Genomic DNA, 18220 nt, shown 5'->3' with positions numbered 1-18220 from the left:
GCATGAGTGAGGACATTTCCGAAGATGACGGCCCGGTGGCTGAACTGCCGCTGACCGAACCGCCCGCACCACCCCGTGCCGGCATCGCGCAGTGGATCGCCGAGGGCCTGCGCAGCGCCCTGCTGCTGGCGCCGCGCATCGACGCGATTCCGACGCCCTGGCAGTTGTTGCTGCTCGCGCTGCTGCCCAATCTGCTGGTACTCGGCGCCGAGCGCCTGCAGATCGACGGGCCGGTCACGCTGAACTGGCTGGCATCGCTCAATGCGCTATGGGCGATCGGCGCCACGCTCTGGCTCGGCTGGTGGGTGCTGGCGGGGCGTGGCTCCGCGCACGACGACGGCCGATTGCCGCGCTGGTTTGCGCTGGTGGGCTGGAGCAGCGTGCCGGCCACGCTCTTGATGGTCGCGCTCTCCGTGAGCTACCTGCGCGGCTGGCTGCCCAAACCGCTGACCACGCCCAACGGCTTCTGGGCGCTGTATGGCCTGCTGCTGGCCTGGGTGCTGGCGGCGCTGTTGCGGCTGACGGCTCGCTACGCCACGTCGCGCGTGCGGCTCGCGCTGTTCCTGCCGGGCATGGCGGCCATCCTCGCGCTCGGCGTATGGCAGTCGCTGGGCGACGCGGCCCGTGTGTGGGAGCCGGATCGCAGCGCGGCCACCGACGAGCCCCCTCGTCCACGCTTGCGCCTCACGCAGGAGGCGTTCGAGCAGCAGCAGGCAGTCTGGCAACGCGCCGTCGCCGGGATCGGCGAACGGCAAGCCGGCCAGACCAACGTCTACGGCCTGGTGTTCGCGCCCTATGCGACGGAAGACGTGTTCCTGCGCGAAAGCCGCATGGTCACCCAACTGCTCGAGGAGCGCTTCGACGCCAAGGGCCGGGTGCTGCACCTCATGAACCATGCGACGACCACCGACACGCTGCCCTGGGCCACGCCGCTCAACCTGCAGCGCGCCGTGGCCGCGCTGGCGCAGCGCATGGACCGGGACAACGACCTGCTGGTGGTCTACATGACCTCGCACGGCGCGAGCGACCACAAGCTGGCCGCTTCGCACTGGCCGCTGTCGGTGCCAGGGCTCACGCCGGAAGAACTGCGCAAGGCACTCGACGAGGCCGGCATCCGGCACCGCGTGGTGGCAATTTCGGCCTGCTATTCGGGTGGCTGGATCGAGCCGATGGCGAACGACGACACGCTGGTGATGACGGCCGCCGATGCGACCCACACTTCCTATGGTTGCGGGCGCCTGTCGGAACTCACGTTCTTCGGCCGCGCGATGTTCGACGAACAACTGCGCAAGACCCATTCGTTCGAAGCGGCCTTTGCCGCCGCCGTACCGCTGATCCGTGAACGCGAAATCGAGGCCGGCAAAGAAGACGGCTTCTCGAACCCGCAGATCCGCGTGGGCGAGAAAATCCGGCCGCTGCTGGAGCAACTTTCGCAGCGACTCGACGCGCTACCGCCGAGCGCGAAGTAGCGCGTCAGGCCAGCAGCTGCCGCAGCACGAACGGCAACAGGGGCAGGGCGAGGGAGGGGAAATGGTCACCTTGGGCGCGCCATGCTGTCAGGCCCCATGGGGCGCTGCGTCCGAGAAGGAAATCACAGCGCGCGTTGCTTTTCTTGCCTCATCGCAGTGCTTGCGCCGTCGCATTGCCTTTCCTACCCTAGAATAAAAAAAATACTAAGAACCTCAGGGGGGGTTTCAATGTCTGATTCTGTTCAGGCGATTGCCGTTGGCGATCGCGTGGCCGTCACTCCGCATTCCCGTGCGGCAGGCGATCGGCTTCAACGGCCAAGCAGCGCGTCTCGCGTGTCTTGGCATTTCTCTCGCTCTCTCACCGCTCCACGCAGAAGGCGTTCGAACCGCCTTGTGGCGGGAGCGTCACTGTTTGTCCTGGTCACCCTCGCCGGGTGTGGCACACCAGCGCCAAGGGACTACGGCGGCTCCTGGGCCCCGGTGAACCGATTCCAGAGTGCGCCCACCGAGATACCGCTCTCTCCTGCCTACACGTTCTACGCGTCGCCCATGGACGCGACGCTTCGGACCCTGCTCAAGCGCTGGGCAACGGACAACGGATTGGAGTTGGCCTATCAGTCGGGCTCCGACTTCACCCTGTACCAACCCATCGCGAAGCTCCGCACCAATGACCTTCAGTCCGCAGTGAGCGAACTGAGCGGCATCTACGCGCAGCAGGGTGTATTGGTCACCGCCGACAACAAGCGCATCTTGGTCCAAAACACGGGCATCGCGCAGGCCACGCCCGGATCGAACTGATGTTCGGAAAAAAAACGTCGACCTCGAAGATCGACGAAACACTCACTCAGTCGGTCAACTTCGAACTCACCATCGCGGACATCGCGCGGCGCAGCGAGCGGCGTGCCTGGTGGGTGGCAGGCAGTGCCGTGGTCATGTCGCTGGTGCTGCTGGGCGGCTACTTCTACGTGCTGCCGCTCAAGGAAAAAGTGCCATACCTGGTCATCGCCGATGCGTACACAGGCACCAGCACCGCCGCGCGCCTGACCGACGATGCCGCCTTGCAACGCATCACCACGAGCGAAGCGATCAATCGCAGCAACGTGGCCCACTTCGTCCTGGCCCGCGAGTCCTACGACCTCGCGATCACCAATTTGCGCGACTGGACCACGGTGCTGACCATGTCGTCGCCCAACGTCTCCGGCGGCTACACCAACCTGTATTCGTCAGCAAATCCCATCAACCCGTACACCCTTTACGGCAAGGACAAAGCCATCCGGGTCCGCATCCTGAGCATCACCCTGATCGGTGGCGGGGGCGGCGAAGTTCCCAAGGGCGCCACCGTACGCTTCCAGCGCAGCGTCTACAACAAGCAGAACGGGTCCTCGGCGCCGCTGGACAGCAAGATCGTGACGATGGCGTTCACCTACAAGTCGAACCTCACGATGGACGAGCAGCGGCGGATCGAAAATCCGCTCGGCTTCCAGGTTACCGACTATCGCGTGGATACCGACTACGCCTCATCGCCGCCCGAAGAGGTCCCAAGCAATCCCAAGTCCGCCGAAAGCATGCCCGCGATGCCCGGCGCGGCGGCTCCGCCTGCGCAACCCGTCATGCCAACCACTCCTCCACCCAGTTTCGGGGTACCAGGCGCAGCCGCGCCCAGCGCTCCAGCCGTCGCGCCGACAGGTGCCAATCAGGGAACGCGCCGCCGATGAAATCACAACCGTCCAACAACCGCCGACGGGCGCTGATGGCCGTAGCGTGCGCAGCCATCGTCAGCGCCATGCCCTGCGCCTTTGCGCAAACCGTCCAGATGTACGAGTACCAGCCCGACCGTATCTACCCGGTGCGTGTCGGCCTGGGCATCAGCACCCAGATCGAGCTGAGTCCTGAAGAAAAAATCCTTGACTACAGCACGGGCTTCAGCAGTGGCTGGGACCTTAGTCGTCGCGACAACGTCTTCTACCTGAAACCGAAGAACGTCGATGTGGACACCAACATGATGATCCGCACCGCGACCAATTCGTACATCTTCGAACTCAAGGTCGTGGCCACCGACTGGCGAACCCTGGAGCAGGCGCGCAACGCGGGCGTCCAATACCGAATCAGGTTCACCTATCCCGCCGACATGAGCTTCGGCAAGGAAGCCAAAAGCGTCGCCGAGGCACCCGCGCTCAATACGGCGCTGCTCAAGGACCGGAGCTACAACTTTGAGTACGACTTTGCCACCAGCAGCGCCGGCGCAGCCTGGCTGGTTCCGATCAATGTCTACGACGACAGCCGCTTCACCTACATCAAGCTGAGCGACCTCAAGCAGTTCCCGACGGGCAACTTCCCGACCGTCTACATGCGCCAGAAGGAGCGCGACGAAGACTCCGTGGTGAACACCACCGTCGAAGGCAGCACCCTCATCGTCCACGGGACCTATCCCTACCTGGTCATCCGCCACGGCGACAACGTCGTGGGTCTTCGCAGGAACACCGTCCAGTGAACCAACATCCTCCTTCCCGACCAGGAGACGCCGTGCCTGACCATGACCGGCAAGATCCCAATCCTTATTCGAGGCAATTCGAGGGCATGGGAGCGCCCACTGCACCCAATCTCGACGCGCACGCGCCGGAGCTCAAATCCAGCGAAATGCAACGCATGAATCGCCGCGCCCTCGGCTTCCTCGCGGCCATCGTGCTTCTGCTCGGGTTGGCTGCCATCTGGCTGATCGGCAACGTGATGCGCCCCGACAAGCCACAAAAAGCCAAGGAAGAAGTGGTTACGGTTCCCGCGGCGCCCCAACTGCCGGCACCGCCGCCACTGCCACAGGTCGCCACGCCACCAACCCCACCCATTCCCTTGGCCCAGCCGTCGCTGCCGCCGATTCCGCCCGCACCGCAAGGCCCACAAGGTCCGACGCTCATGGAGCGGCGCATGGCATCGAGCACGGGCACGGTTGCAGTGGGTCCCGCAGATGGTGGCCAGTCCGGGCAAGGTCAATATGCCGGCATGGCACCAGGCATGGGCGGCATCCCTGGCCTGCCCGGCGCGGGTGGCGACCAGGGCATCGCGCCGAACAGCGCCTATCGCATGAAGCCACTGTCGGCCGTGTCGAGCGCACAAGCCCTTGTCCATCCGAACGTGCTCATGCTGCGCGGCACCTACATCCGCTGCGTGCTGGAGACGCATATCGTCAGCGACATTCCGGGCTTCACGTCCTGCGTCGTGACCGAGCCGGTCTACTCCGTCACCGGCAAGCGCCTGCTGCTGCCGAAGGGCTCCAAGGTACTTGGAAAGTACGACACCGAACCGAACGGCGATCGCATCGCCGTCATCTGGGATCGCATCGTCACCCCGAACGGGATTGATGTGAACATGGCCAGTCCCGGCGTCGACAACCTCGGCGGCTCGGGTCATCCGGGCCACCTGGACCAGCACTGGGCCCAGCGCATCACCTCGGCTCTGCTGATCAGCATGTTCGCCGACGCCTTCAAATACGAACTGGCAAAGCATGGCCCGCAGTCGACCACCGTTGCAGCGGGAGGGCTTGCCGTCCAGTCGCCTTATGAGAGCACCACGGCGCAGACGTTGCAGAGCCTGGCCAGCCAGGCCGTGCGCCGCAACGCCAACCGGCCCGACACGGTCACCATCAACCAGGGCACCGTCGTCAACGTCTACGTCGCAAAGGACGTCGACTTCAGCGCTGTAGTGGCGAACTTCTGACACGGCATTGCTCTACATGACCGAAGAACTCGTTGCCGCCGTCTCGAACGAATTTCTGGACTACCAGTACCAGGTGCTGGGCATCCGTGACTTCATGCACTCGCCCGACGTCACCGAAATCTGCATCAACCGGCCCGGTGAGATCTACCTCGAAAACCGTTCCGGCTGGCAACGCGTCGAGGTGCCAGGCCTCACCGCCGCGCGTGCGCTGCAGTTCTGCACCACCGTGGTCAACGAGAGCAATACGGGCCAGCGCATCACCGACGTCAACCCGGTCGTCTCGCTGACCTTTCCCACCGGCCAGCGCGCCCAGTTCGTCATTCCTCCGGCCGTCGAAGCGAGCCAGGTGTCCATCACCATCCGGCTTCCGTCCCGGCAGACCCGTACCCTGGGCCAGTACCAAGAGGCCGGATTTTTCGACGAGCTGCTCGAAGAAAAACCAGGCCTCAGCGCGCACGACAGAGAACTGCTCAAACTGCGCGCCGCAGGGCGCTACGCGGACTTTTTCAAGCAAGCCGTCCTCCACAAGAAAAACATCGTGGTCTCGGGGGCCACCGGCAGCGGCAAGACCACCTTCATGAAGTCGCTCGTCCACCACATCCCGCCCGATGAGCGCCTCGTCACCATCGAAGACGCGCGGGAACTCTTCATCGAGCAGCCCAACGTGGTGCACCTGCTCTACTCCAAGGGAGGCCAGAGCACCGCCAACATCAGCGCCAAGAATTGCATGGAAGCCTGCCTGCGCATGAAGCCCGACCGGATCATCCTGGCCGAATTGCGCGGCGACGAAGCGTTCTATTTCATCCGCAACTGCGCCTCGGGGCACCCGGGCTCCATCACGAGCTGCCACTCGGGCAGCACCGAGCAAACCTGGGACCAGCTCGCGCTCATGGTCAAGGCCTCGAGCGAAGGCGCCGGGCTCGAATTCGCCACCATCAAGCGCCTGCTCATGATGACCATCGACATCATCGTGCACATCAAGGCCCATGCGGGGCGGCGATACATCACGGGCATCGACTTCGACCCCGCTCGCCTGGTGCCGTCCGGCACCTCCTGAGGCCGAAGGAGCAAACACCGTGTTCCCGGGAATGGAAGCCATCGCCTGCCCCAACCTCGCCGTTCCGGCGCAAGTGATGCGACACGTCGTGCACGTCGAGTCCGGCGCCAATCCGTTCGCGATCGGCGTTATTGGAGGCCAGGTCGTGCGCCAGCCCAAGACGCTTGAAGAAGCGGTGGCCACGGCGCAAATGCTCAAGTCCAAGGGCTACAACTATTCGCTTGGCGCAGCGCAAGTCAATCAGGTCAACTTTCGCAAGTACGGGTTCGACACCCACGAGAAAGCCTTCGATCTTTGCGCCAATCTGGCCGCCGGTGCCAGCATCCTGGCCAACTGCTATGCCCGCGCCGGCGGCGACTGGGGCAAGGCCTTCAGTTGCTACTACTCCGGCAACTTTGTGACTGGCTTTCGCAGCGGCTACGTGCAGAAAATCTACGACTCGATCAGCCGCGGCGTCACCCTCGCACAAGCACCAGCCGCGCCGCCCGCCGCGATCCCCCTACGTCCGGCCAGCGCGCCACCGACCGGCGCCCGCTCCATCGCGGCGGTGCAATCCACCACCGCGGCATCGCGCATCTCGATGCGCGTGGTCCCGCTGGATGCTTCCACGCAACCAGTTGCTGCGGCTGCAGTTGCAGCCACCCAGGTGCCCGCCTCGCCACTCGGCGCACCTGCGGGCGCCTCCGATGTCTTCGTGCCTCAGGTTCGCCATCCAGGCGCGGGCAACGTGCTAGCCCCAGCAGTACAAGCCGCTCCGACTGACCGCCCTGCCGGCGACGGCGCCTTTGTTTTCTGACCCCGGCCCTTCACTTTTATCAATCAGAGAGGAACTCACCATGCAACGCCAACACAACAACACCGCCGCTCCATCGTTCGCCAGCAGCGCGCACGCGCGCACGCTTCGCAATCTCGCCATTGCCGCGCTGATCGTCCTGCCTTGCCTAGCCATGGCTCAGGGGTCGGCAGACGGCGGGCTCGGGGAAACCGCCTGCGGTTTTGTCAAAACCATCGTCGGCGTGCTCAACGCCGTGTCCATCGTGGTTGTAACCGTCGCCATCATTTTCTCGGGCTACCAGATTGCATTCGCCCACAAACGCATCAGCGACGTTGCTCCAGTCTTCATCGGTGCCCTGCTGATCGGCGCGGCCACCCAGATCGCCAAACTGTTTCTTGGCAACAGCTCCGCCGTCGGCGGCGGCACGAGCTGCTCGGCCAGCATCACGGTCGATCCCTTGACCCAACTCGCCGGCATCGTGCAGTCGCTGACCCACTATGCATAAGAACGCGATGTTCCGCGGCTGCACCCGCCCGCCCATGTTCATGGGCGTGCCCTACGTGCCCTTTTTCCTGGGCGCGGGCGGATGCATGTTGCTGGCCATGTACTTCAACTTGTTCTATCTGCTGCTGATCCCGCCGGTGATCTTCATCATGCGCATGATGGCCAAGCGCGACGAATTGATCTTCCGGCTGCTCGGGCTGCGCCTGCAGTTCCGTGTCCGCACGCGCAACATCGGACAGCATGAGGGCATGTGGGTGTTCACGCCCAACGTGTATCGCGGGCAGTCCAAAGACAACGTCTAGAAGAAGCCGGGAGCCCATAACCATGTCCACGCCGCCCTTCAGCCCTGACACCCCCATTGGTGAGTTCATTCCGCTTTCCACGCACGTGTCTCCTACCGTGCTCAAGACCACGGGTGGCGACTACTTGCTGACCTGGCGACTGGAAGGGTTGCCCTTCGTCGGCCGCGAAGAATGGGAACTCGAGCACCGGCACAACACCTTCAACCGCATGCTGCAAACGCTGCGCGCGCCGGACTTCACCAATGTGGCCTTCTGGGTGCACGACCTGCGCCGCCGCCGGCACGTCAAGGACAGCAGCCGGTTCAAGGAAGCCTTCAACCAATCGCTGTCCGACGCGTACTTCAAAGGGCTCTCGGCGCAAAAGCTCATGCAGAACGAGCTCTACGTGACGATGCTGTACCGCCCCGTGGTCTCGGGCAAACGCTTCGTCGAAAAGTCCGCCGATGTCTCTCGGCTGGCGTCCGAACAGCAACAAGCCATCGACAAGATACTCGAACTGGCCGGCAACATGGAGGCCGTGCTCAAGGACTACACGCCCGTTCGCCTGCGCATGTATGAGGCCACCAACGGGATCGTCTTTTCGGAAACCCTCGAATTCTTCGGCTACCTGCTCAACCGCGTCGACGAGCCCGTGCCGGTGCTGAAGGCGCCCGTCTACCGCTACCTCGCCGTCAGCCGTCAGCGCTTCTCCGCCAAGACCGGCGACTTCGTGTTGACCACACCCAACGGCGTCAATCACTTCGGCGCCATCCTCAATGTCAAGGAATACCCCGACGGTACCCATCCCGGCATCCTTAACGGGCTCAAGTACCTCGACTTCGAATACGTCATCACCCATTCCTTCAGCCCCATGGGGCGGCACGACGCGCTCAAGGCGCTCGAGCGCACCAAGGGCATGATGATTTCGTCCGGCGACAAGGCCGTCAGCCAGATCGTCGAGCTCGATCAGGCCATGGACCAGATTTCGTCCGGCAACTTTGTGCTGGGCCAGTATCACTTCACCATCGCCGTCTACGCGCCCGACCAGGCGACGCTTTCCCAGCACATCGCCACCACCCGCGCCGAGCTCTCCAACGCGGGCTTCGTCTCGATCAAGGAAGACCTGGCCGTCACCGCCGCGTTCTACGCGCAATTCCCCGGCAACTGGAAATACCGCACCCGGCTGGCCAGCGTCAGCTCGCTCAACTTTCTGGGCATGTCGCCACTGCACAACTTCGCCAGCGGCAAGCGCGACAACAACCCCTGGGGCCCGTGCGTCACCACGCTGCAGACCGTCAACGGCCAGCCCTACTACTTCAATTTCCACGCCACGCTGCCCGGCGAAAACTCGCTGGGCGAAAAGGCCATTGCCAACACCATGGTCATCGGCAAGTCCGGCACCGGCAAGACGGCGCTCATCAACTTCCTACTCAGCCAGATCCAGAAGCTCGACCCCGCGCCCACCATCTTCTTCTTCGACAAGGATCGCGGCGCCGAGATCTTCGTGCGCGCCTGCGGCGGCAACTACCTCTCGCTGGAAAACGGCCAGCCCACCGGCTTCAACCCTTTCCATTGCGAACGCACCGAGGCCAACGTCCAGTTCCTGAGCGAGCTCGTCAAGGTGCTGGCCGGCAAGCTGGACTACACCTCCCGCGAGGAAGACGACATCTTCCGCGCCGTCGAAGCCATGCTCGACACGCCCGAGCATCTGCGCAACATGACCAACTTCCAGAAGAGCCTGCCCAACATGGGGGACGACGGTCTCTTCATCCGCATGCGCAAGTGGACCGCGGGCAACTCGTTGGGCTGGGTGTTCGACAACCCCAAGGACACCATCGACCTGCAAAAAGCAAACATCATAGGCTTCGACTACACCGATGTCATCGACAACCCCGAGGTACGCGTCCCGGTCATCAACTACCTGCTGCACCGGCTGGATGCCCTGATTGATGGCCGCCGCCTCATCTACGTGATGGACGAGTTCTGGAAAATTCTCGACGGCGGCGGCGCCCTCAAGGACTTTGCCAAGAACAAGCAGAAGACCATCCGTAAACAGAACGGCATGGGCATCTTCGCCACCCAGAGCCCCGAAGACGCGCTGGGCAGCGACATCTCGGCCGCGCTCATCGAGCAGACCGCCACCATGATCCTGCTGCCCAACCCCAACGCCAGCCGCGCGGACTACATCGAGGGCCTGAAGCTTACCGAGTCCGAATACCAGGTGGTGATCAGCCTGGACGAACGCTCGCGCCGCTTCCTCGTCAAGCAGGGCCACATGTCCTCGGTGTGCCAGCTCGACCTGCGCGGCATGGACGACGCGCTCGCCGTCATTTCCGCCTCCACCGACAACATCGAAATCCTGCACGGCGTGCTGCACCAGAGCGCCAGGGCCGAGGGCATCCCCATCGACGACCTGCGGCCCGAGCAATGGTTGCGGGACTTCTACGACAACCGCAAGGGCAGCGGCAAGCGCGTGACCGCGCCCGCCGACCAGCCCGACCAGCCCGTCCAGCCCGTCCAGCCCGTCCAGCGCGCGGCGCGTCCGCGCCTCATCGCCTGATCGACCCCAGGCCCTGCCAACCATCACTTCAATACTTCGGAGGTTTCCATGAGACTGCGCACCCTTTTGGCCGCCCTCTCCCTCGCGCTGGGAATCGCCAGCGTGAACACATCCGCACATGCCCAGGCTCCAGACCCCTGCACCCTCTACCTCTGCATGGCCAGCATCTCCGGCCAAGGCACCCCACCCGGCAACTGCTCCTCCGCCATCGCCTACTGGCACATACCGGCCCCCGGTGGCCTTGCCATCTGGACCTACTACCCCGTTATCAAATTCTGGCCCGACCAGTCCTACGACTACCGCAAGCAGTACATGAACAGCTGCTCGGGCGCCACCAACACCCAGAACAACAGCAATATTTCCGACACCATCATGAACCAATGGGGCCGCGTCGAGTAAGCAGCACAACAACACCCACCCAAGAAGCCGCCATGATCCGACGCCCGACCCTCGCTCGCGCCGAGCCTGTTCACATCCCCCCGCGCAAGACCTTACCAAGTGCAGCACGTGTATTTCGCGCGGCTTTCCTCGTCATCGCGGCCACCGCTCTCATCGGCATCGCCCACGCCGACGTCGACGTCAGCGACTCAAAAGCCCAAGACAAACTCGACGACATCAAAAGCCGTCTCGGCGATGGCGATCTGAACAAGACGACCTCCAACGTCCTCAAGGAAATCCAGACCAGTGTCGCCAACCTGGGCTTCTCGGCGACGCTGACCCCCGGCAACCAGCTTCAGAAAATCTCGGACACCTCTGGCTACGTGCAACAGGCCTGTCCCAGCCAGGGCGGCGGCGCATTGGGCGCTGCCGCAGGGGCTGGCGGCTCCAGTCAGAACGTCACCAGCATCGCCACCATCAGCGCGACCAACTCCTCTTCGATCAAGCAGCAGATCTGCCAGCAGCTCATCCAGTTGCGCGTTCAGGCCTTCAACGACAGCATCGAGATGGCGAACCGCTTCCAGCAATACAGCGAGCAGCTCACCAAGATCGACAGCAACCGCGGCTCGGCCAAGACCCAGGGCGACCTGTGGGCCAACACCAACGAGTCGTTGCGCACCATCGGCAAGCTGCAAGCCGAAATGGGCTTCTGGCGCACCCGTCTGGCCGCCTACGAGGCCGCCATCAAATTCCACGAAGGCCAGCAAAACGCCCTGTCACAGACCGCCATCAAAGGCAGCGGCGGCAGCCTTCCCAGTCTAGGCCAGCTCATCCAGACAGGCGCCCTGGCGGCCGCCCTGGCCATCAAGTAAAGGCTCCTCATCATGGACATGGCCTACTTCGCGCTGATCTACGCTTGGGTCGACGACCGAATCAACACCTTCCGCGACAACCTCATGCAGAACGCCATGTCAGCGGTCGCGGCCATCGCCCTGGTGCTCTTCACTGCCTGGATCATGGTGCAGGGCTTCCGCATCGTCACGGGCCAGTCGCGCGAGCCAATGATGGGGCTGGTGGTCAATGCGAGCCGCACCACCCTCATCCTGATCGCCGCCTCCACGATGGCCCTGGGCGGCTCCAGCATCCAGACCTTCTTCACCGACACCATGGCCTCGGGCATCAACGGCCTGGTCACGGGCAACGACGAGAAGCCCGAGAAGGTCATCGACAAGAACCTGGTCTACACCGCGGTGGCGATGGCCGCCATCGACGGCGCGCAGGGACTCAACGCCAGCAACAGCCCCGACAACGTGGCCGCTGCAGGCCGTGCCTCGCTGATCGCCATGCTGGGCGTGGCCGGCCCGCCGATGACGGCCGCGGCCATGCTGCTCATGTACAAGGTGGCGCTGGCGCTGTTTATCGGGTTCGGGCCGATTTTCATCATGTGCCTGATCTTCAAGGTGACCGAGTCGATGTTCTGGCGATGGCTGAACTATGGGCTGGGCACCTTGTTCTCGATGGCGGTGCTCAGTTTCATGGTCTCGCTCGTGCTGGACCTGACGCTGCGCGTGGCTGGGGCCTTGTGGGCGACCGGCGCCCTCACCAAGATATTCGATCTCGAAGGCAGTCAGGGGTTGACCAACCAGGCGATGCAGCAAGGGGGCATCGGGTTGCTGATGACGACGTTGCTGATTTCTGCGCCGCCGATGGCGGCTGCGTTCTTTGGGGGGACGATGGGGAGTTTCAACCCGTACCCGGCGGTCAGCGGGGGGCAACAGAACGCGGGCAGCCCGGGATCGGGCGGGCAGCCAGCGGGGTCTTATGCTCAACAGGCTCCCGATAAAGCGCAAACGGCTCCCGTAGGCCAACCATCCGGTGGCCTTGGCAGCAACCTCAACCGAGCGTCGGTAGAGCCACCTGCTGACCAGATCAGACCCGCATCCGTCCCCCCGCCACCAAAGGCGCTCAAGGTTGATGGAGAAGCATGATGGGAACGTTGGTACGAGTTTTATTGTTGATGGGCGCGGGATTGCTTGGGAGCGGTCTCGCGCATGCTGAAGGGGGCTGCCCTCAAGGCATGTACCCCTTTCAATTTGCGCCCAATCAGCCCTCCTCATGCGCGCCAATCCCTGGGAATGGAAATCAGCAGGCACCGCAGCAGCCAGCGCCGCAATGGGAGCGGCGATGGGGTGCGATCACGACGGATGCACCCAACGCTGTGATTGGTGTTGCCGTCGATAGGCGAAGCGAAGGAGAAGCATCGCAGGCCGCGATTCGCGATTGCCAGCGACAGGGGGGGGTGAATTGCAAGATTGACGTGACGTATGACAACCAATGCGCCGTGCTCGTAGTAGGTAGCAAAACCTACAACACGCCAAATGCCGCCACGATACAAAAAGCCACCGAACTTGGCATGAAAACATGCCGCGGCGAGGGAAACCCGGACTGCCGTGTTCTCTACTCCGCCTGCAGCCTGCCAGTGCGGATTCGGTAGACACCGTCATCTCATAGATCTGATCGCACATCAACGCCCACAGATCCTGCTGCACCAGCTGTCAATTAGATAGCAAACACTCCATGAACCGTATTGGCTCACTCTTTACCGCATCTGCTCTCGGTCTTCTTTGCCTTCACGCCTCCGCACAAAAGACCCTGGCACCCAGCCTGTGCGCGGCGAGCGAGGAGCCTGTGTTTTCTTGCACGCTGAAAGGCCCGGCCCGCAAGATGGTGTCGTTGTGCGCGTCGACCGCTTCTGCTCAGCAAGGGGGCAGAAGTTTTCACTACCTGTATGGACGCCCCTCGAAGATCGAGCTGAGGTATCCGGCCAGTGGCAACGGTAGTGACGCTTTCACGTTCACCCGATTGCGCTTTGCCGGTGCCACCGGCGGCTATGCCCACACGTTCAGCAACGGGGACTACAAGTACATCTTGTACTCAATCGAGGGCACGGGTTTTAAGGAGTCGGGCTTGCTGGTACAGCGCCAGGGCTCCTTGCATGCGAGCCGTGAGATGCATTGCAGCCCAACCACGTTGACTACCGTTAAGAACGATGAGCTTTGGAGCGATGCCGTTTCCAAATGGAAGGTGGACGCCGACATTGAATCTCACGGCAGTCTGCCCTACGCAAATCGCTGACTTTTGATTCACTCAGGGAGATTCCACCATGCCACATCCACCACGCCCGGCATCACACTCGCACCACGCTCACCACGCCACCCCGTACTCCAAGGAGAACAGCGATCTCATTTTGCAAGCCGCGCAGAGTGCGCGCATCACCGACGCCAAGGAACTGGCCAATTTCATGGGTCAGATGCAGGTGGAGTCGCGCGGCTTCACGAAGATGCACGAGAACCTGAACTATTCGGGTGAACGTCTGCTGAAGGTCTTTCCCGGGCGAAATGGGATGGACACTCTTGAGAAGGCCAACGCGATTGCAGCAGAAGGACCCGAGAAGGTGGCCGAAGCCATCTACGGCGGTGAATGGGGCAAGCGTCCAGGAAACCTTGGCAATACGGAGCCGGGCGATGGCTGGAAGTACCATGGCCGCGGCTTTGTACAACTGACAGGCCGCGACAACTACGCGCACTACGGCAAAGCACTTGGGCTGGATTTGGTGAACCACCCCGATCTGGCCGCTGAACCCGCTAACGCAGCCAAGATCGCCGTTCAGTATTGGAAAGAGCGAGTGGTGGCGTTGGGTCATCAGCATGACATCAAGCATGCCACCAAGGACGTCAACGGCCACTACAACGCACTGCCGGAGCGCAAGACCGCCGCTGCCGAGTGGGAAACCAAACTCGCCCACGGGTACAAGCCAGGAGACCCCGAGCCCGGACAGACGCTTCAAGACAAAACCCATCCAGGCCACGCGCTGTACGAGCAAGCTCTGCATAAGCTGGAGAAGTGGAATCACGATCACCAGATCAAGGTGGATTCCCAGAGCACCAAGAATTCCGCCGCCGCGTTGGCGGTGGAGGCCCATCAACACGGACTCACGCGGATTGACCATGTGCAGCCCAATGACCGCGGCGACAAACTCATCGCCGCGCAGGGCCAGCTGGGAACCGCGCAGTCGAAGGTGATCGGTGTGGACACGGTGGTGGCACTGACCACGCCGCTGGCCCAAAGCTCGCAATCCTTCATCGGGACGCAACAGTTGCAGCAGCCAGCCAATCTACCGGCTCAGCAAGCACAACAGATGGCCCAGCCTAGTCCGGCACAAGCTCAACCAGCCCTGTCTCGTTGAACTGAGGCTACAGGCTAGATCGCCCCTCGACGCCAATGCCCATGAGCACTGCGACACCAATCATCAATTCGATAGCAAACGAACTGTTCAGCGGATGGACCGCGTGGACGAAGACGCGCATGCGCAGCCTCGTCGCCGTGGTGCGGTCGCTGAGGGTGCTGTTCGCCGGTGTGCTGCGCACAGCCTGGATCATGGTGCAGGGCTTCCGCATCCTTACGGGTCAGTCGCGCGAGCCGATGATGGGGCTGGTGGTCAATGCGAGCCGCACCACCCTCATCCTGATCGCCGCCTCCACGATGGCCCTGGGCGGCTCCAGCATCCAGACCTTCTTCACCGACACCATGGCCTCGGGCATCAACGGCCTGGTCACGGGCAACGACGAGAAGCCCGAGAAGGCCATCGACAAGAACCTGGTCTACACCGCGGTGGCGATGGCCGCCATCGACGGCGCGCAGGGACTCAACGCCAGCAACAGCCCCGACAACGTGGCCGCTGCAGGCCGTGCCTCGCTGATCGCCATGCTGGGCGTGGCCGGCCCGCCGATGACGGCCGCGGCCATGCTGCTCATGTACAAGGTGGCGCTGGCGCTGTTCATCGGGTTCGGGCCGATTTTCATCATGTGCCTGATCTTCAAGGTGACCGAGTCGATGTTCTGGCGATGGCTGAACTATGGGCTGGGCACCTTGTTCTCGATGGCGGTGTTGTCATTCATGGTCTCGCTCGTGCTGGACCTGACGCTGCGCGTAGCGGCGGCCCTGTGGGCGGCCAGTGCCGTCAGCGGCTTGCTGGACGTTGCAGGCAGCGCGGGACTGACGACCCAGGCGATGCAGCAAGGGGGCATCGGGTTGTTGATGACGACGTTGCTGATCTCTGCGCCACCGATGGCGGCGGCGTTCTTTGGGGGGACGATGGGGCAGTTTGCAACGAATGCGCAGGTCAATGGTGGGACGAACCCAAATAGCGTCGGGCCGCAAGGGCAGGCGCCAGGGACTTATACGCCGCCGGCCAGCCAGACGACGCAGACGACCCCTCCCCCTGATCGATCTGGCGGACTCGGCGGCAATCTCAACCGCACCTCGGCAGAGCCACCTGCTGACCAAATCAGAGCCGCCTCCGTGCCCCCGCCACCAAAGACACTCAAGGTTGATGGAGAAGCACGATGAAGATGTTGGCGCGAGCTTTGATGCTAGTGGCGGCGGGAGCGCTTTCGAATGGCCTTGCGCATGCGGAAGGGGGAAGTTGCCCTCCGGGGTATTACCCCAGCGGTGGGCAAGGGTGGCAGGGTTGCAACCCCATTCCAGGCTACGGGAACCAGCAGCAGGCGCCGCAGCAACCAGCGCCGCAGTGGGAAAGCCGCTGGGGAGCAGTTGCAATAGATTCACCGAAAGCTGTCATGGGCGTAGCCGTCGACAAGCAAAGCAAGCGAGAAGCCTCGAGAGCGGCGGCTAGTGACTGCGAACGACAAGGTGGCGCAAATTGCGAAATCGAAGCTGCATACGACAACCAATGTACTGCAGTCATAACGAGCAACGATAGTCACAACACACCTATTGCTCTCACAGTAGATCAAGCCGTAGCGATAGGCATGAAGACATGTCGTGATGCTGGGCGCACTAACTGCCGCGTCTACTACTCCGCCTGCAGCCTTCCAGTACGAACTCGGTAGCCAAGGTCCTGCTATGAAGTCTGCACACCTAAATCGCCTTTCCGCGCTCTGTTTGTTGTTGAGTGCCTGCCTTGTGAATCAAGCAACGGCCCAAGGGCGGACAACGACCACGCCGGTTCAACACCGCACGGCTAGCGCGCCTCTCGCTACTGTGAAGTTGCCCGACCATTTCACGGCATATGCATCCGCATCCATTGGCCACGGCCGACGTTGCGTCTCCGGCATCAGCACTGACGAAGACGGCATGAAGCAAACGCCTGTGGTCTATGCAACCAACACCTCTGGCAAGCGCTTGCTATGGATCGCCCGGCCTGAGTTGCCAGCAGACGTGTACCAAAGCCGAGCCACGCATTGCACGGTCCACGGTGATTCGCTCTACGTGCTGCTGCAGTCCGATACGCAAGCATCGCAAAGCCTTTCGCAAACGCTGTTGCGCGTAGTGAAGCTCAATGCGTCTCTGGGTACCGTGCAGCTTCAGAAGGATGTCGAAGTACCAGCCTCCTACTCAGTTTGGGTGGATAAAGGTGCGACTCGCTTTGTTTGGAACGGCAATCGCCTCGTCATCAACGGCAACTCGCGGCTGACGTCGGACCATGCGCGTTTGCAGAACTTCACGGTACGTTTGAACAGCGATCTGGAACCTAAAGGGAGAAAACCATGAACAACAAGAATCGACCGGCAGCGACCACGCCCGCGCGACCGAATGGCAAGGAACAGTTCATCGCGAATCTGTACCCTGCGGCAGTCACGGTTTCACAGCAAACGGGCATGTCCAAAGAATTGATCTTGGCGCAGGCCGCACTGGAGACGGGTTGGGGTGAGAAGGTGCTGCCGGGTACCAACAACCTTTTCAACATCAAGGCATCGCCTGATTGGCGTGGACCCACCAAGACTTTCAGCGTTCCGGAATTCGTGGGTGGCAAGAAGGTGATGGTGGATGCGGAGTTCCGCGTCTATGGCTCCAATGAGAAAGCCCTGAACGACCGTGTGAAGTTCCTCCAGGAGAATCCGCGCTATGCCGAGTCGGGCCTTTTCGACCTTGGCACCAAGGGGAACCTCGAAAAGGAGGCCACTGCGCTGCAGAAGGCCGGCTACGCCACGGATCCGGAATATGCCAAACAGTTGGCGGCCGTTTACCACAGTCCGACGATGCAGCGGGCCGTCAAGGCGGCGACGCTGGGTTCCCTCGCGGAGGAAGGCCATCCAGGGCACCCCCTGTACAAGCAGGCTAAGTCCGCCCTTCAAGAGATCGACGCCCAGTTCGGCCGCAAGCCCGATCAGTTGACCGACAACGCCGCGGCCGCCATCACAGTGGCCGCATTGCGCGGTGGCTTGACCCGCATCGATCGCATCACGCTAGGTGGCAACGACAACAGCACGATCTTTGCGATTCAAGGCAATCCGGGCACTGCGCTCTCCAAGGTGGTTGATGTGCCGACGGTGGAGTCGATGAATACGCCGGTTGCTCAAAGCTCGCAGGCGTTCACAGTCGTGCAACAGGCGCAGCAGCAAGCCACTCAGCAAAACAGCCAACATGCCGCGCACCCAACGGCGCCTTCGATGTCTCGCTGAG

General features: G+C 62.5%; 20 protein-coding genes. All 20 read left to right on the top strand.

Features of this window, described 5'->3' with window-relative positions:
* Window positions 1–2: 2 nt before the first annotated feature.
* The 20 genes from QTI05_RS14695 to QTI05_RS14610 all read left to right on the top strand — a co-directional run bounded on the left by QTI05_RS14695 (window position 3) and on the right by QTI05_RS14610 (window position 18219).
* The gene (locus QTI05_RS14695) at window positions 3–1469 is read left to right on the top strand and encodes a C13 family peptidase (protein WP_286621967.1); all 1467 of its coding nucleotides are present in this window, start codon (window positions 3–5) and stop codon (window positions 1467–1469) included.
* Window positions 1470–2018: 549 nt separating this feature from the next.
* Complete coding sequence (locus QTI05_RS14690; protein WP_286545608.1) at window positions 2019–2267, top strand: hypothetical protein; 249 nt, start codon at window positions 2019–2021, stop codon at window positions 2265–2267.
* Window positions 2267–3184 carry a VirB8 family type IV secretion system protein gene (locus tag QTI05_RS14685; protein WP_286621965.1) on the top strand — a complete coding sequence of 306 codons (918 nt, stop codon included), beginning with the start codon at window positions 2267–2269 and terminating at the stop codon, window positions 3182–3184. The genes QTI05_RS14690 and QTI05_RS14685 overlap by 1 nt, the downstream gene beginning before the upstream one ends.
* Window positions 3181–3960 (top strand): TrbG/VirB9 family P-type conjugative transfer protein, encoded by a 780-nt coding sequence (locus tag QTI05_RS14680; protein WP_286545606.1) that lies wholly within the window; start codon window positions 3181–3183, stop codon window positions 3958–3960. Before QTI05_RS14685 ends, QTI05_RS14680 begins: the two co-directional genes overlap by 4 nt.
* Window positions 3961–4115: 155 nt before the next feature.
* Complete coding sequence (locus QTI05_RS14675; protein WP_286621964.1) at window positions 4116–5180, top strand: TrbI/VirB10 family protein; 1065 nt, start codon at window positions 4116–4118, stop codon at window positions 5178–5180.
* Between the two features lie 16 nt (window positions 5181–5196).
* Window positions 5197–6237 (top strand): P-type DNA transfer ATPase VirB11, encoded by a 1041-nt coding sequence (virB11, locus tag QTI05_RS14670; RefSeq protein ID WP_286621963.1) that lies wholly within the window; start codon window positions 5197–5199, stop codon window positions 6235–6237.
* Between the two features lie 19 nt (window positions 6238–6256).
* A complete protein-coding gene (locus QTI05_RS14665; protein ID WP_286621960.1) occupies window positions 6257–7033 on the top strand; it encodes a lytic transglycosylase domain-containing protein in 777 nt (258 codons plus the stop codon).
* A gap of 40 nt (window positions 7034–7073) precedes the next feature.
* Window positions 7074–7517: a TrbC/VirB2 family protein gene (locus QTI05_RS14660; protein WP_286621958.1), complete on the top strand. Its 444-nt coding sequence runs from the start codon at window positions 7074–7076 to the stop codon at window positions 7515–7517.
* A gap of 7 nt (window positions 7518–7524) precedes the next feature.
* A complete protein-coding gene (locus tag QTI05_RS14655; protein WP_286657823.1) occupies window positions 7525–7818 on the top strand; it encodes a VirB3 family type IV secretion system protein in 294 nt (97 codons plus the stop codon).
* A 22-nt stretch (window positions 7819–7840) separates the two neighbouring features.
* Window positions 7841–10357, top strand: coding sequence for a VirB4 family type IV secretion/conjugal transfer ATPase (locus tag QTI05_RS14650; protein ID WP_286621954.1), 2517 nt, complete (start codon window positions 7841–7843; stop codon window positions 10355–10357).
* A 102-nt stretch (window positions 10358–10459) separates the two neighbouring features.
* On the top strand, window positions 10460–10756 hold the full coding sequence (locus tag QTI05_RS14645) for a hypothetical protein (RefSeq protein WP_286545599.1): 297 nt from the start codon (window positions 10460–10462) through the stop codon (window positions 10754–10756).
* A 32-nt stretch (window positions 10757–10788) separates the two neighbouring features.
* Complete coding sequence (locus QTI05_RS14640) at window positions 10789–11607, top strand: hypothetical protein (RefSeq protein ID WP_286621950.1); 819 nt, start codon at window positions 10789–10791, stop codon at window positions 11605–11607.
* A gap of 12 nt (window positions 11608–11619) precedes the next feature.
* Entirely contained in the window at window positions 11620–12723 is a 1104-nt protein-coding gene (locus QTI05_RS14635) for a TrbL/VirB6 family protein (protein ID WP_286621949.1), read from the top strand.
* On the top strand, window positions 12720–13229 hold the full coding sequence (locus QTI05_RS27850; RefSeq protein ID WP_353505957.1) for a DUF4189 domain-containing protein: 510 nt from the start codon (window positions 12720–12722) through the stop codon (window positions 13227–13229). The genes QTI05_RS14635 and QTI05_RS27850 overlap by 4 nt, the downstream gene beginning before the upstream one ends.
* Window positions 13230–13312: 83 nt before the next feature.
* On the top strand, window positions 13313–13870 hold the full coding sequence (locus tag QTI05_RS14630; protein WP_286545596.1) for a hypothetical protein: 558 nt from the start codon (window positions 13313–13315) through the stop codon (window positions 13868–13870).
* A gap of 28 nt (window positions 13871–13898) precedes the next feature.
* Complete coding sequence (locus QTI05_RS14625) at window positions 13899–14981, top strand: XVIPCD domain-containing protein (protein ID WP_286545595.1); 1083 nt, start codon at window positions 13899–13901, stop codon at window positions 14979–14981.
* 119 nt (window positions 14982–15100) lie between these two features.
* Complete coding sequence (locus QTI05_RS14620) at window positions 15101–16144, top strand: TrbL/VirB6 family protein (RefSeq protein ID WP_286621947.1); 1044 nt, start codon at window positions 15101–15103, stop codon at window positions 16142–16144.
* Window positions 16141–16647, top strand: coding sequence for a DUF4189 domain-containing protein (locus QTI05_RS27845; protein ID WP_353505956.1), 507 nt, complete (start codon window positions 16141–16143; stop codon window positions 16645–16647). The genes QTI05_RS14620 and QTI05_RS27845 overlap by 4 nt, the downstream gene beginning before the upstream one ends.
* A gap of 244 nt (window positions 16648–16891) precedes the next feature.
* Entirely contained in the window at window positions 16892–17308 is a 417-nt protein-coding gene (locus tag QTI05_RS14615) for a hypothetical protein (RefSeq protein WP_286545593.1), read from the top strand.
* Window positions 17305–18219 (top strand): glucosaminidase domain-containing protein, encoded by a 915-nt coding sequence (locus tag QTI05_RS14610; protein WP_286545592.1) that lies wholly within the window; start codon window positions 17305–17307, stop codon window positions 18217–18219. The genes QTI05_RS14615 and QTI05_RS14610 overlap by 4 nt, the downstream gene beginning before the upstream one ends.
* Window position 18220: the final 1 nt, after the last annotated feature.

This window comes from Variovorax fucosicus, assembly GCF_030316825.1.
Lineage (GTDB): Bacteria > Pseudomonadota > Gammaproteobacteria > Burkholderiales > Burkholderiaceae_C > Variovorax > Variovorax fucosicus.
This window is presented reverse-complemented; position numbering and strand designations above follow the sequence as displayed.

Bases quoted from the DNA above. Each gene is read 5' to 3' on its own strand.
- QTI05_RS14680 (WP_286545606.1), top strand. From the start codon at position 3,181: ATGAAATCACAACCGTCCAACAACCGCCGACGGGCGCTGATGGCCGTA.
- QTI05_RS14695 (WP_286621967.1), top strand. From the start codon at position 3: ATGAGTGAGGACATTTCCGAAGATGACGGCCCGGTGGCTGAACTGCCG.
- QTI05_RS14630 (WP_286545596.1), top strand. From the start codon at position 13,313: ATGAACCGTATTGGCTCACTCTTTACCGCATCTGCTCTCGGTCTTCTT.
- QTI05_RS14675 (WP_286621964.1), top strand. From the start codon at position 4,116: ATGAATCGCCGCGCCCTCGGCTTCCTCGCGGCCATCGTGCTTCTGCTC.
- QTI05_RS27845 (WP_353505956.1), top strand. From the start codon at position 16,141: ATGAAGATGTTGGCGCGAGCTTTGATGCTAGTGGCGGCGGGAGCGCTT.
- QTI05_RS14660 (WP_286621958.1), top strand. From the start codon at position 7,074: ATGCAACGCCAACACAACAACACCGCCGCTCCATCGTTCGCCAGCAGC.
- QTI05_RS14650 (WP_286621954.1), top strand. From the start codon at position 7,841: ATGTCCACGCCGCCCTTCAGCCCTGACACCCCCATTGGTGAGTTCATT.
- QTI05_RS14690 (WP_286545608.1), top strand. From the start codon at position 2,019: ATGGACGCGACGCTTCGGACCCTGCTCAAGCGCTGGGCAACGGACAAC.
- QTI05_RS14655 (WP_286657823.1), top strand. From the start codon at position 7,525: ATGTTCCGCGGCTGCACCCGCCCGCCCATGTTCATGGGCGTGCCCTAC.
- QTI05_RS14610 (WP_286545592.1), top strand. From the start codon at position 17,305: ATGAACAACAAGAATCGACCGGCAGCGACCACGCCCGCGCGACCGAAT.
- QTI05_RS14685 (WP_286621965.1), top strand. From the start codon at position 2,267: ATGTTCGGAAAAAAAACGTCGACCTCGAAGATCGACGAAACACTCACT.
- QTI05_RS14635 (WP_286621949.1), top strand. From the start codon at position 11,620: ATGGACATGGCCTACTTCGCGCTGATCTACGCTTGGGTCGACGACCGA.
- QTI05_RS27850 (WP_353505957.1), top strand. From the start codon at position 12,720: ATGATGGGAACGTTGGTACGAGTTTTATTGTTGATGGGCGCGGGATTG.
- QTI05_RS14625 (WP_286545595.1), top strand. From the start codon at position 13,899: ATGCCACATCCACCACGCCCGGCATCACACTCGCACCACGCTCACCAC.
- QTI05_RS14640 (WP_286621950.1), top strand. From the start codon at position 10,789: ATGATCCGACGCCCGACCCTCGCTCGCGCCGAGCCTGTTCACATCCCC.
- virB11 (WP_286621963.1), top strand. From the start codon at position 5,197: ATGACCGAAGAACTCGTTGCCGCCGTCTCGAACGAATTTCTGGACTAC.
- QTI05_RS14620 (WP_286621947.1), top strand. From the start codon at position 15,101: ATGCGCAGCCTCGTCGCCGTGGTGCGGTCGCTGAGGGTGCTGTTCGCC.
- QTI05_RS14615 (WP_286545593.1), top strand. From the start codon at position 16,892: ATGAAGCAAACGCCTGTGGTCTATGCAACCAACACCTCTGGCAAGCGC.